This is a genomic window from Pseudomonas fjordensis, from assembly GCF_976987115.1.
This window is the reverse complement of sequence record NZ_OZ336860.1, coordinates 3,728,146-3,740,442: the sequence shown is the minus strand read 5'-3', so window position 1 is coordinate 3,740,442 and position 12,297 is coordinate 3,728,146. Positions and strand designations below refer to the sequence as shown.

At 62.4% G+C, this 12,297-nt stretch carries 9 protein-coding genes; 5 read left to right on the top strand and 4 right to left on the bottom strand.

What is annotated here, in order from left to right:
• Position 1: 1 nt before the first annotated feature.
• A complete protein-coding gene (locus tag ACWHXD_RS16710; protein ID WP_138761554.1) occupies positions 2–916 on the bottom strand; it encodes a GGDEF domain-containing protein in 915 nt (304 codons plus the stop codon).
• A gap of 782 nt (positions 917–1,698) precedes the next feature.
• Between ACWHXD_RS16710 and ACWHXD_RS16705 the strand changes: the two genes are divergently transcribed.
• The 5 genes from ACWHXD_RS16705 (at position 1,699) to ACWHXD_RS16685 (ending at position 8,210) form a co-directional block, all read left to right on the top strand.
• Complete coding sequence (locus ACWHXD_RS16705; protein WP_138761553.1) at positions 1,699–4,212, top strand: TonB-dependent receptor; 2,514 nt, start codon at positions 1,699–1,701, stop codon at positions 4,210–4,212.
• 172 nt (positions 4,213–4,384) lie between these two features.
• Positions 4,385–6,250, top strand: coding sequence for a phytase (locus ACWHXD_RS16700; RefSeq protein WP_138761552.1), 1,866 nt, complete (start codon positions 4,385–4,387; stop codon positions 6,248–6,250).
• Between the two features lie 47 nt (positions 6,251–6,297).
• Positions 6,298–6,990, top strand: coding sequence for a protein TolQ (gene tolQ, locus ACWHXD_RS16695; protein WP_032896820.1), 693 nt, complete (start codon positions 6,298–6,300; stop codon positions 6,988–6,990).
• A gap of 15 nt (positions 6,991–7,005) precedes the next feature.
• Positions 7,006–7,452 carry a protein TolR gene (gene tolR, locus ACWHXD_RS16690; protein ID WP_098951133.1) on the top strand — a complete coding sequence of 149 codons (447 nt, stop codon included), beginning with the start codon at positions 7,006–7,008 and terminating at the stop codon, positions 7,450–7,452.
• Positions 7,449–8,210 carry an energy transducer TonB gene (locus tag ACWHXD_RS16685; protein WP_138761551.1) on the top strand — a complete coding sequence of 254 codons (762 nt, stop codon included), beginning with the start codon at positions 7,449–7,451 and terminating at the stop codon, positions 8,208–8,210. The genes tolR and ACWHXD_RS16685 overlap by 4 nt, the downstream gene beginning before the upstream one ends.
• 466 nt (positions 8,211–8,676) lie before the next feature.
• Here the strand turns inward: ACWHXD_RS16685 and ACWHXD_RS16680 are convergent, their stop codons facing one another.
• The 3 genes from ACWHXD_RS16680 to ACWHXD_RS16670 form a co-directional block, all read right to left on the bottom strand.
• Positions 8,677–9,624: a D-isomer specific 2-hydroxyacid dehydrogenase family protein gene (locus ACWHXD_RS16680; protein WP_138761550.1), complete on the bottom strand. Its 948-nt coding sequence runs from the start codon at positions 9,622–9,624 to the stop codon at positions 8,677–8,679.
• Entirely contained in the window at positions 9,621–10,790 is a 1,170-nt protein-coding gene (locus tag ACWHXD_RS16675) for an acyl-CoA dehydrogenase family protein (RefSeq protein WP_138761549.1), read from the bottom strand. The genes ACWHXD_RS16680 and ACWHXD_RS16675 overlap by 4 nt, the downstream gene beginning before the upstream one ends.
• Before the next feature lie 160 nt (positions 10,791–10,950).
• Positions 10,951–12,291: an LLM class flavin-dependent oxidoreductase gene (locus ACWHXD_RS16670; RefSeq protein WP_138761547.1), complete on the bottom strand. Its 1,341-nt coding sequence runs from the start codon at positions 12,289–12,291 to the stop codon at positions 10,951–10,953.
• Between the last annotated feature and the right edge of the window lie 6 nt (positions 12,292–12,297).

The window sequence follows — 12,297 nt, the reverse complement described above, 5'->3', positions numbered from 1 at the left end:
TTCAGGCACTTTTCGCAAGGGGCTGCTTGGCCCGGGCCAGGCCCAGGTTCAGGCGCTTGAGCAGCTCAAGGGGAGACTCTTGCAAGGCCATCACCACCGCCGTGGTCGCCGCCAGTTGCAGGCGTTCGCCCTGTTGCCGGGTCTTGTGGGCGAGGCTCTGCACCGCGTGTTGCAACTCCAGCGCCAGGCCCTGGGCCTGGCGCTCGCCGGTGTTGGGCAGCAGCACCACAAAACGATCGCCTGCCAGGCGGCACAACAGGTCCTGGCGGCGCAGGTTCAGCAACAGCACGTGGCTGACCGCCTGTAGCACCGCATCACCCTCGGCATGCCCGTAGGCCTGGTTGATGGCGGCGAAGTTGTCCAGGTCCAGGGCCAGCAACGACAGGGGTTGTTGCTGCTCTTGGCTATCGCGCAGGCTGTCGGCGAGTTGGCGCTTGAGGTAATCGGCACCGGCCAGGGGCGTGAGTTTGTCGAACAGCCGATGCTCGCGAAACAATCGCTCGCGTTTTTCCATCTGCGCGCTGATGGCCAGTTGTTCGTGGTGCCAGTGGTAGATGCCAATTGTCAGCAGGATCATGCCCACCGGCATGGGCCCTGACTCCAGCCAGTGATCCCAGGAGATGCTGTCAGGCAGGCGGATGAATTCGTCGAGGCTGTCGATCCACCAGGAAAAAAAGATGCACGACAGCCCCAGTGCCAGGTATTGGGTGACTCGTCCGGCGGGGCGGCTTTTCAATACCAGGCCCAGCCAGATCAGCGCGAGCAGCGCCGAACCGCCTTCGCCGATGATATCCAGCCATACCCATTCGCTGATGCTTTTGAGCTCGCCGCAGGCCAGGTGCAGGATCAGTCCGAGGTTGGCGGCGATCAGCAGTAAGGTGAGTTTCCAGCGGTGGGGTTTGAGCACGGAAAACATGGCCACGGGTCCTTGGGCGAATGAGTAATGGGCGCCAGCACAGCAGATGGATGTGACGGTTGGATGACGGAGGGGGAGGGTCGAATCAGCTCATGCACTCGGTGCATTTTTCAGCTGGACATAGAGCCCATGTGGGAGCTGGCTTGCCTGCGATGGCGGCCTGACAGCCGACACCTATCCACCTGACACCCCACCATCCAACTGTGGGAGCGGGCTTGCTCGCGAAGGCGGCCTGGCAGTCAACACAGTTGTATTGTGTGCATATCCATTGCTGCGGTAACGGCTACTTAGGGTTCCGCCCTGACGGCGGGTCACTTTTGGAAGGACCCAAAAGTAACCAAAAGGTCCTCGCCCCACCACTCGGCACCTCGCTTAGGCTCGGTGTGCCCGTAATCCGCCAGTGATTTGGGGGGCCGCCGCCACGCGCCATCCATGGCGCGGGGCGGCTAAACCGGCATCCCTGCCGGTTTACCCCCCAAATCCCTGTCGAATTCCGGCCAGCGTGGTTTAACGGGGCGCCTGAGATCAAGATCAAAAGCAGATCAAGAGCAAGAGCGGCTCGCTTCGCATCGTGGTTACTGTCGACCGTCTTCGCAGGCAAGCCAGCTCCCACCTCTGACGAGGTCATTTCAGCTCATTTGAACCCTCCACAAGCTTGTAAACCCCGCTTTTGCAGGCTCTGCCCGTAACCCTGTCACAGAACCGTCACGCCCCATCCCTAGCGTGCCCTCCCAGTTGCCGGGCCTCTTGCCTGGCGCCAACGGATTCTTGGGGAGGGTTTCATGTACAAGCGCACCGGGCTCGTCAGCTTTACGCTTACCGCCTTGGCCCTGGCGATAGCCTGCGAGCGGGTCAATGCCGCCGAAGCGGCCACCACCGAGCATGTCGATGTGGTCGGCCAAGCCGCTGCGATCGACAGCGCCCTCAAGGAGCAGCGTTCTTCCGACAGCATCAAGAGCGTGGTGCATGCTGACGGCGTCGCGCAGTTGCCGGATGAGAACGTTGCCGAGGCGGTGCAGCGCTTGCCGGGCATCAGTGTTGAGCGTGACCAGGGCGAGGGGCGCTTTGTGAGCGTGCGCGGCCTGGGCCCGGACCTCAACAGCGTGACCATCAACGGCACGCTGGTGCCATCCCCCGAGAGCGAGCGCCGTGCCGTGGCCCTGGATGTTCTGCCTTCGGAATTGGTGCAGTCGCTGTCGGTGATCAAGACGCTCACACCGGACATGGACGCCAACTCCCTCGGTGGCACCGTTGATGTGAAGAGCCTGTCGGCGTTCGATCACAAGGGCCTGTTCTACACCGGCAGCACTGAGGCCAGTTACGACAAGAACACGCACCAGACCAGCCCGAAATTCTCCGGCGCCGCCAGTAACCGGTTCAGCCTCGGCGATGGTATCGACAACTTTGGCGTGGCCGCGGCGCTCAGTTGGCAGAAGCGTGATTTTGGCTCGGACAATGTCGAAACTGGCGGCGCCTGGGACTTCACTAACGGCGCCCGGCTCAACGAATTCGAGCAGCGCGACTATGACATCAGTCGTGAACGCGCCGGTGGTGGCCTTAACTTCGATTACAAGCCCGATGACGTGAGCAGCTACTACCTGCGCACGCTCTACAGTCGCTACAAAGACACCGAAACCCGCAACGCCGCCAGCCTCGAGTTCGCTGACCCGCAAGGGCCGGGCGAAATGGGCGACGCCGAAGGTAAGCGCAAGCTCAAGAACCGCGAGGAAACCCAAGAAATCCAGTCCTACGTAGTGGGCGGTGAACGCATGCTCGGCCTGTGGACCCTGAGCGGCCAGGCTGGTTACAGCCGTTCCAGCGAAGACAGCCCGGGGCATATTGCCGGTGCGACCTTCGACGGCGGTGACTTTGCCGACAGCGGCTTCTACGACAAGTCCAAGCCGCGCCCGATCGTGGGTAGCGGTTTCTACGACCCCGCTAATTTCAGCCTCGACAAAGTCGACTGGGAAAAACAGCACACCCAGGACACCGAGAAAAACCTGCGCCTGGACCTGGCCCGCGACTATGACCTGCGCGGTTACGCATCCCAGTTCAAGTTCGGCGGCAAGGTCAGCCGGCGCCACAAGGACAATGACCTGGAGGCCTGGGTCTACAAGGACCTGGATGAACAGGGCTTGAGCGACGACCAACTCAACCTCACACAGTTCCAGAAGGGCAACGTCGACTACCGCCTCGGCCGCTTTGGCCCAGGCATCAGCGCTGGCAATATCCGCCAGTTGATCGGTGGCCTCAATCGCGATGACTTCTATGACCCCACCGAATCCACGGTCAACGACTTCACCATTCGCGAAGACATCAACGCCGGCTACCTGATGAACACCGTCGATATTGACGACTGGCGCTTCATCGCCGGCATGCGTTACGAGGGTACTGAGTTCGAAGCCAAGGGCACCGGCGCCACGGACGGCCAGTTCAGCGCCACCGAGACCAAGCGCCGTTATCACCACTGGCTGCCGGGCCTGCATGCGCGCTACCAGATTGACAAGAACACCCAGGTACGCGCCGCCTGGACCAAATCGGTGGTGCGTCCGACCTTTGGCCAATTGGCCCCTGGTTTTGTGATCGACGATGACGAAGCCACCTTCGGCAACCCAGACCTCAAGCCGCTGGAATCAAGCAATCTGGACCTGGGCATCGAGCATTTCATGGGCCGTGCCGGTACCGTGTCGGCCTTCGTGTTCTACAAAGACATCCAGAACTTCGTCTACAACACCGACGTGGCCGGTACCGGTGCCTGGGCCAACTTCGCCGAGGCGCACACCTTTGCCAACGGCGACAGCGCCAAACTCTATGGCCTGGAACTGGCCTATTCACAGAAGTTCGACTGGCTGCCTGCGCCGTGGAACGGCCTGATGATCGGCGCCAACAGCACCTTCAGCCGTTCCAGCGCGGACATCGAGGGCTTCGACAGCGCCAGCGGGCGCAATCGCAAGCGCAACATCAGCCTGCCCAACCAGTCAGACACGGTCGGCAACCTGATGCTCGGTTGGGAAGACGACAAGCTCAGCCTGCGCCTCTCGGCCAACTACAAATCGGCTTATTTGTACGAGTTGGCGTCGATCAACGACAAGGCCCATGACCTGCACGTCGACGCGCAAACCTTCGTCGATTTCAGCGCGCGCTACTCACTGACCAAAAACCTGCAGGTCAGCTTCGAGGCGCAGAACCTCACCGACGAGTCGTACTTCGTCTACACCGGCCACCGTAGCTACAACGGCCAGTACGAAGAGTACGGCCCCACCTACAAGCTGGGCCTGACCTTCACCCATTTCTAACTGTTGCCACCCTGTAGGAGCGAGCTCGCTCGCGAAAAACCTCAACGATAACGCGTGCTGCCTGAATGAACGCGGCGCCTGTGCGTTTTTCGCGAGCAAGCTCGCTCCTACAGGGCATCAGGGCAAGCCGTCCCAAACGGGATCTCCATTGTTTTCGAAGGATTGTTTGTTCATGAGAATTTCCAAGCTGTGCCTGTTGGTTGCACTGATAACCAGCGGCAATGCGTTCGCGACCGAGCTGCCGTTGACCCCTTGGGCACCCAGCCTGAATGCCCAAGCCGTGGCCTTCCTGCCCGGCGGTACCCAGCGCGTGGCCGCCAGTGCCCGCGACGGCCTGTTGTTGCTCGACGATAAAGGCGCCGAACTGGCCCGGTTCAAGGGCCGTTTCAGCAGCCTCGACACCCGTGCTGCCGGCACTCAATCGCTGATCGCCAGCCTCGACAACGACCGCCAGCAGGCCTTGCTGATCGGTCTCGATGGCGCCGGCAAAACCTGGGGTACGCCGCTGTACCTGCCGACCCGCGACTTTGCGGTAAATAGCCTGTGCCTCTATCGCGATTCGGCGGCCAACCTGTTTGTGTTCCTGGTCGGTGAAGAGGGCAAGGGCGAGCAGTGGCTGGTGGGCAATGGTTCGACCCTGCTGGCCCAGGCGCAGCGTGTTCGCAGCCTGCCACTGCCGCCATCGGCGCAGTACTGCCAAGTGGATGATGCGGCCGAGCGATTGGTGGTGAACGAGCAAAACGTCGGCTGGTGGGCCTACCCGGCGCACCCGGAAGCTGAGGTGAAACGCACGCCCGTGGCGCTGTTCGACGACCCCGCGCGGGAAGCAGGCACCATGGCGCTGGTGCCGGGCGGGATGCTCGCGTTGGACCCGAAAACCGCGCAGTTGCAGCTGTTCCAGCAAGTCGGGGAGCGTTGGGTGGGGCAATCCAGCCTGGCCTTGCCGGGCCTCAAAGAACCGGAGCAACTGGTGATACAGGGGCGGGAGGTGCTGGTGCGGGATGACGACAGCGGCCAGCTGTATCAGGCCCGCCTCGACTGGCAGGCCACGCCGGTGCCGGTTGCCCCGGTGCTAGCGCAAGTCGCCGCACTGCGCCAGACCGAACCCGTGGGTCGCCAAGGCGACGCGGCGGATGATCCGGCCATCTGGATTCACCCGGACACGCCGGCCAAGAGTCGTGTGCTGGGAACCAACAAGAAACAGGGCCTGCTGGCCTACGATCTCGACGGCAAGTTGCTGCAAGAGCTGGCAGTGGGGCGCCTGAACAATGTCGACCTACGCCCAGGCTTCAAACTGGGTACGCACACCGTCGACCTGGCCGTGGCGAGTAACCGCGACCGCAACAGCCTGAGCCTGTTCAGCATCGACCGTCAGAGCGGCGAGCTGCGTGAAGCCGGTGAGGTTCCCACGCCACTCAAGGACATCTATGGCATCTGCCTGTTTCAGCCCGCCAGCGGCGAGCTTTACGCGTTTGCCAATGACAAGGACGGCACCTTCTTGCAATACCGCCTGAGTGCCCCGGCTGGCCGTGTGCAGGGCGAGTTGGTGCGCCAGTTCAAGGTCGACAGCCAACCCGAGGGCTGTGTGGCCGATGACCAGCGCCAACGCTTGTTCATCGGTGAGGAAGATGTGGGCGTGTGGGCGATGGATGCCCGTGCCGAGCAACCGGCCACGCTCACTTCGGTGATCAAAGTCGGCGCGCAACTGCACGCGGACGTCGAAGGCCTGGCGCTGTATCAAAGCCCCGCGCGGGATTACCTGGTGATCTCCAGCCAAGGCAATGACAGCTACCTGGTGCTGGACGCCGAGCCGCCATTCGCTGTGCACGGCGCCTTGCGCGTTGGCCTCAATGCGGCCGCAGGCATTGATGGCGCCTCGGAAACCGATGGCCTGGAGGTCACTGCCGTCAACCTCGGCGGGCCATGGAGCCAGGGCATGCTGGTGGTGCAGGACGGGCGCAAGCGCATGCCCGAGCAAGCCCAGAACTTCAAGTTCGTGCCCTGGGCCGAGGTGAGCCGCGCGTTGAAATTGCCTTGAGCTGTCATCACGCAGTCATCCGTTTTTAATCGAATAGGAGCTTCACCATGCACGCGACGATGGAACATATGACGATCTGGAGTTTGATCAGCGACGCCAGCCTGTTGGTCAAGGCCGTGATGATCACTTTGCTGTTGGCGTCCTTGCTCAGCTGGTACCTGATCATTCAGCGCAGCGGTGTGCTGCGTGGCCTGGAACGGCAGCTTAACGGCTTCCTGGCGCGCTTTCGCGTGGCGTCGGACCTGCAGCCCTTGTATCGCGAAACCGTGCAGGCAGGCGAGGGCGGTGTCGCGCCGATCTTTATTGCCGGCATGCAGGAATACCAGCACCTGCACCACCACGATCCGGCCGTGCTCGAGGGGGTGGAGCGCGCCTTGCAAGTAGCGATCACCGAGCAGGAACTGGAGCTGGAAAAGGGTCTGCAATTTCTGGCGACGGTGGGGTCGGTCAGCCCCTATATCGGCCTGTTCGGGACTGTGTGGGGCATCATGAATTCGTTCCTTGGCTTGTCGCAAGTGCAGCAGGCCACGCTATCGACCGTGGCACCGGGCATTGCCGAAGCCTTGATTGCCACGGCCATTGGCCTGTTTGCGGCGATTCCGGCAGTGATCGCCTATAACCGCTTTGCGGCACGCAGCCAGACCTTGCTTACGCGCTACTACGCTTTTGGCAATGAGCTGCAAGTGCACCTGCACCGCACGCTGCGCGGTACCTCGAACAACCTGGCCGTGGCCGCCTGAACAAGGAGCAAAGCGATGTTGACCAGGCCGCAACGCAAGCACGGGCCCAAGGCCGAGATGAACGTGGTGCCCTACATCGACGTGATGCTGGTGCTGCTGGTGATCTTCATGGTCACCGCGCCCATGCTCACCCAGGGTGTGAAGATCGAACTGCCCAAGGTCGCCGCCGAGGCGCTGGCTACCGATACGCGCCAGCAGATCCTGACGTTATCGGTGAAGGCCGACGGTGGTTACTACTGGAACCTGGGTGACGAGCTGGATACCCGCCAGCAGACCGACAGCGCGGTGACCCTGGAAGAAATGAGCGCCAAGGTCATGCAGGTGGTGGCGGCGCGCAGCGATACCCAGGTGTATATCCGCGCTGATGACAATGCCGGCTACGGCCGTGTGGTGGCGGCCATGGCAGTGCTGCAGAAGGGCGGCGTCAGTCATCTTGGGCTCGTCACCGAGGCCCCACAATGACGGCGATGAGCATGCACAGTCCGGCACTGGCCTTGGCGCCTAACAGCGATGGTTTCTGGCGCAAAAGCCTGGCAGCGAGTCTGGCCGTGGCGCTGCATGGTGCGGTGGCAGTGGCGTTGATGCTGGGCTGGTCAACGGAGCGACCAGGGGCGGATGCGCCACGGGTGATGCACACGCAGTTGGTGGTTTTACCAGCGCCGACGCCAACGCCGGCGCCGACACCTGAGCCCGTCGCTGCCGCGCTGCCAGAACCTGTTGTTATCCCGGTACCGACCAAACCGACGGTCGATCCGCAGCTCCAGGCGCAAAAGCTAGAGAAAGCCGCCCTGGCGCGCAAGCGGGTGGAAGAAAAGAAACTCGAGCAAGAACAACAGCGCATGGCAACCGAGCAGCGCAATCGAGAGTTGGAACAGCAACGTCTGAGCCAGGCGCGTGCAGCTGCGGAAAAAGCCCGAGCCGCCGTGCCTGCGCCTGCCCCTGCATTCGACAGTCGCCAATACCAGCCTTTGAGCAAGGCCGCCCCCGACTACCCCGAACGCGCCCTGGACAAGAACATCGAAGGCGACTGCTCGGTGGAGTACACCGTCAACACCCTGGGTCACGTGGAAAACCCCAAGGTGCTGGACGGCTGCCACCCGTTGTTCATTCGGCCCTCATTGGCGGCGGCCAATACTTTTCGCTACCAGCCGAGAATCGTCGATGGCAAGGCTGTTGCCGTGCCGGCGGTGCGCAATACCTTCCACTACCGCATCAAATGAGTTTCTCCTGGCGGTGGTTCAGTTGAATATTCAGTGACTGACACGCCTCCATCGCGGGCAAGCCCGCTCCCACAGGGGATCTGTGCCAGGCGCTGATTCTGTGGGCAATGCATAACCAATGTGGGAGCTGGCTTGCCTGCGAAAGCGGTGGTTCAGTTGAAAATTCAGTGACTGACACACCGCCTTCGCGGGCAAGCCCGCTCCCACAGGGGATCTGTGCCAGGCGCTGATTCTGTGGGCAATACATGGCCAATGTGGGAGCTGGCTTGCCTGCGAAAGCGGTGGTTCAGTTGAAAATTCAGTGACTGACACACCGCCTTCGCGAGCAAGCCCGCCCCACAGGGGATCTGTGCCTGGCGCTGATTCTGTGGGCAATACATGGCCAATGTGGGAGCTGGCTTGCCTGCGAAAGCGGTGGTTCAGTTAGAGTTTCAGTGACAGACACACCGCCTTCGCGAGCAAGCCGTCAAGCATTCGCGAGGTTACTTAACTCAAGGCCCGCCACATACCGTTCCAGATTTGCCAGGAACGTATCCGCAATTTCTTCCTTGCTGTTGGTCGAAATAGCCGAAGTATGCGGCGACAGCCTTACCCTCGGATGGCTGTACAGCGGGTGCCCGTCGGGCAGTGGCTCTGGCTCGGTGACGTCGAGGGAAGCCAGGCCGATCTGGCCGTTATCCAACGCGTGCAACAGCGCTTGCTGATCGAGCAGGCCACCGCGGGCAATGTTGATCAGGTGCAGCCCCGGCTTGGCGCTGGCCAGTACATTACGGTCGATGATATGCCGCGTCGCTTCGGTCAAGGGGGCCGCCACCACCAGGTGATCGGCGCGGGCAAACAGGTCGTGGATGTCGTTGGCCGCTTCCACGCCATCGAGGCCGAACGGCGTTGTGCTTTGACGCAGCGCCACGACCTTGAGCCCCAGTGCCAGGGCCTTTTGCGCCAGGCTTGCGCCAATCGCGCCAAAGCCCAAAAGGCCCAGCGTGGTGCCTTTGAGCGGGCGCAGCGCGGTGAACTGCCATTGAGCATCCTTTACCCAGATATCCGGCAAATGCTTGGACGCGGCAAAGATCGCCGCCAGGGCGAACTCGGCCAGGTTATCGGCGGCGCTGCCGCGGGAAGTGGTCACGGGGGGGCCGTTGAACAGCCACTGGGGGTAGAAGTCGATACCCGACGACACCAGGTGCACCCACCGTGCGCCGTAGGGCCAGCCCGGTGGCGGGGTGTCGGGGGCGGTGTAGCCACGCACATTGATCGGGCGCAGCAGCAGGATATTGGCGTGGGGCGGCAAGTCACTGGGCACACCGACCGGCACGCCGATTACCTGGGCTTGGGGGTGCAGTGGCGCAAGACGGTCACGGATCACCTGGTTGAAGTCTTCGTCCAGTTGGCTGGCAACAATTACCTGGCTCATGTGCGTTCCTTTTGGCGCTGGTTGAACACCGCTTTGCCGACGCCTTGCAGCACGGCGTCATTTTGCGGAGTGTGGACGCGGCTGCACAGCACATCGCGGTAATGCCGTTGCAGTGGGCTATGGCGTGACAGGCCAGGATTGCCCGAGGCTTCGATGGCCAGCTCGACCGCACGGATTGCATTGCCGGTCACCAGGTACTTCACCTGTGCGGCATTGGCCGTTGGCGTGTGGCCCGCAGCGGCAGTGTCGAGCAGGCTGCGGTTGGCAAACAGCAGCGTGTCGATATGGCCGACGGTCTCCTGAAAACGCGGCAGGGTAGACAATGCCGCGCCGAGATTTGACGGCTTGCGCTCGTCCAGCCAGTGCACCAGCCAGTCCCGCGCCGCCTGAGCCACGGCGTCGTACACCGACGACAGCAACACCGACATCCACAGGAAGCCTTCGCCATCCAGCTCCGCTTGCGGGGCGCTCCAGGGGCTGACGCTAACCGCATGGTCCAGGGGCACCAGAACGTTGTCGAGCACCACCTCATGGCTGCAGGTGGCGCGCATGCCCAAGTGGTCCCAGGTGTCGATGATGCTGACACCGGGCCTGGCCTTGGGCACCAGCCAGGCGCCTACCAGTGGGTCGGCGTCGTCGCTGCGCGCCCACACGCTGAACCAGCTCAGGCCATGGCTGCCGGTGGAGTAGAGCTTGCGCCCGCTGATCCGCCAGCCCTCGGCGGTGCGCACCGCGGTGGTGGCCGGCAAACCTCCACGGGCCGGGGTGCCCAGGTCGGGTTCGACACGCAGGGCATTGATCAGCGCGCCGTTTTGCACCGCCTCTTGCGCGACCTGCACGCGCAGGTGTGCGGGCCAACTCTGGTTGTCTTGCAGGCGTGCGTGTTGCAGGTACTGCATCACCAGGATCAATGCCGTGGACGGTTCGCCCTTGGCGATGGCGCTGATGACCTTGCGCGCCTGGGCCAGGCTGGCGCCACCGCCGCCGAGTTTTTTCGGCACGGTCAGGGCGATGAGGTGGTGTTGGTGCAACAGCCTGAAATTGGCGTGGGGGAAGGCGCCGCTTTCGTCATACAGGGGCGCGGTACTGGCCAGCTCGGCGCTGAGGTGGTCAAGCAGGGCGTCGAAATCGACGGCTTCCACAGCCTTGAGAGACGGTTGAGTCATAGGTCTGTACTCGGGCAAAAGTGTGGCAGGGTGGCAAGCCCTGAACATCTGTAGGAGCGAGCTTGCTCGCGAAAAACGTCAACGATAACGCGTACTTCCTGAATAAACGCGGCGCCTTTGAGTTTTTCGCGAGCAAGCTCGCTCCTACAGGGGGGAGCCTTCAGGCCAGGGCTTGTTCGGTGGCTTCGATCACGCTGTAGCGGTTCGCTGGTACCTTGAGACCCAAGTTGTCGCGCAACGTATGGCCGCTGTAATCGGTACGGAACAACCCCCGCTGTTGAAGCACCGGCACCACCAGCTCAGTGAAATACTGCAAGCCATCCGGCAGCACCGAATTGATGATGAAACCATCGCTGGCGCCGCTCTCGAACCAGGTCTGGATCGCGTCCGCGACCTGTCCCGGGGTGCCGACAAAGTCGCGCTGGGGCCGCGAGAAACGCAGGGCCACTTCGCGCAGGGTCAGGCCTTCGTCACGGGCCAGTTGCTTGATACGCTCGGAGCCACCTTTCTGGCTGTTGGCGCCCAGGTCGCCCAGTTCGGGGAAGGGCGCATCCAGCGGGTACTGGCTGAAATCATGGTCGTTGAACGGCCGGCCGAGGGCGACGATGGCGTCTTCCACGGTGACCAACGCCACGGCTTGCTGGTAGCGGCTTTCCACTTCGGCGGCATCACGCCCGACAATCGGGCGAATACCCGGCAAAATCGACAGGCTGTCCGGGTCGCGGCCAAAGCCCTTGGCGCGGCGTTTCAAGTCGGCGCTGTAGGCCTTGCCTTCGTCGATAGTTTCCACATGCACGAAAATCGCATCAGCGTTTTCAGCGGCAAAGTTACGCCCATCCTCCGAAGTGCCCGCCTGGAAAATCGCCGGTTGGCCCTGGCGCGAGCGCGCGATGTTCAGCGGGCCTTTGACCGAGAAGAATTCGCCCTTGTGGTTAAGCGCATGCAACTTGCCTGGGGTGAAGAATTCGCCGCTGTGCTTGTTATAGGCAAAGGCGTCGTCCTCCCAGGAATCCCACAGACCCTTGACCACATTTAAATGCTCCTTGGCGATGCGATAACGCACGGCGTGGGGCGGGTGCTCGGCCTTGCCGAAGTTATCGGCGGTGCCACTCAGCCACGAGGTGACCACGTTCCATCCGGCGCGGCCGCCGCTGATATGGTCCAGCGAAGCGAACTGGCGTGCCACCTGGTAAGGCTCGGTGTAGCTGACGGTCACGGTTGCGACCAGGCCGATGTGAGTGGTCAGCGCGGCCAGGGCCGAGAGGATCGTCAGCGGCTCGAAGCGGTTGAGGTAATGGGGGCTGGACTTGGGGTGGATATGCAGGCTGTCGGCGATGAACACGAAGTCGAACCGGGCGGCTTCGGCCAGTGCGGTCTGCTGCTTATAGAAGCCGAAATTGGTGCTGGCGTCCGGTTGTGCCTGCGGGTGGCGCCATTCGCCCCAACCGTGGCCGACGCCGTGCACCATGGCACCGAGTTTCAATTGACGTGGCTTGCTCATGGTCTG

What these genes read in the sequence shown, in the direction of transcription:
- ACWHXD_RS16680 (WP_138761550.1), bottom strand. Translation starts at nt 9,624, where the DNA reads ATGAGCCAGGTAATTGTTGCCAGCCAACTGGACGAAGACTTCAACCAG.
- ACWHXD_RS16705 (WP_138761553.1), top strand. Translation starts at nt 1,699, where the DNA reads ATGTACAAGCGCACCGGGCTCGTCAGCTTTACGCTTACCGCCTTGGCC.
- ACWHXD_RS16685 (WP_138761551.1), top strand. Translation starts at nt 7,449, where the DNA reads ATGACGGCGATGAGCATGCACAGTCCGGCACTGGCCTTGGCGCCTAAC.
- ACWHXD_RS16670 (WP_138761547.1), bottom strand. Translation starts at nt 12,291, where the DNA reads ATGAGCAAGCCACGTCAATTGAAACTCGGTGCCATGGTGCACGGCGTC.
- tolR (WP_098951133.1), top strand. Translation starts at nt 7,006, where the DNA reads ATGTTGACCAGGCCGCAACGCAAGCACGGGCCCAAGGCCGAGATGAAC.
- ACWHXD_RS16675 (WP_138761549.1), bottom strand. Translation starts at nt 10,790, where the DNA reads ATGACTCAACCGTCTCTCAAGGCTGTGGAAGCCGTCGATTTCGACGCC.
- ACWHXD_RS16710 (WP_138761554.1), bottom strand. Translation starts at nt 916, where the DNA reads ATGTTTTCCGTGCTCAAACCCCACCGCTGGAAACTCACCTTACTGCTG.
- tolQ (WP_032896820.1), top strand. Translation starts at nt 6,298, where the DNA reads ATGCACGCGACGATGGAACATATGACGATCTGGAGTTTGATCAGCGAC.
- ACWHXD_RS16700 (WP_138761552.1), top strand. Translation starts at nt 4,385, where the DNA reads ATGAGAATTTCCAAGCTGTGCCTGTTGGTTGCACTGATAACCAGCGGC.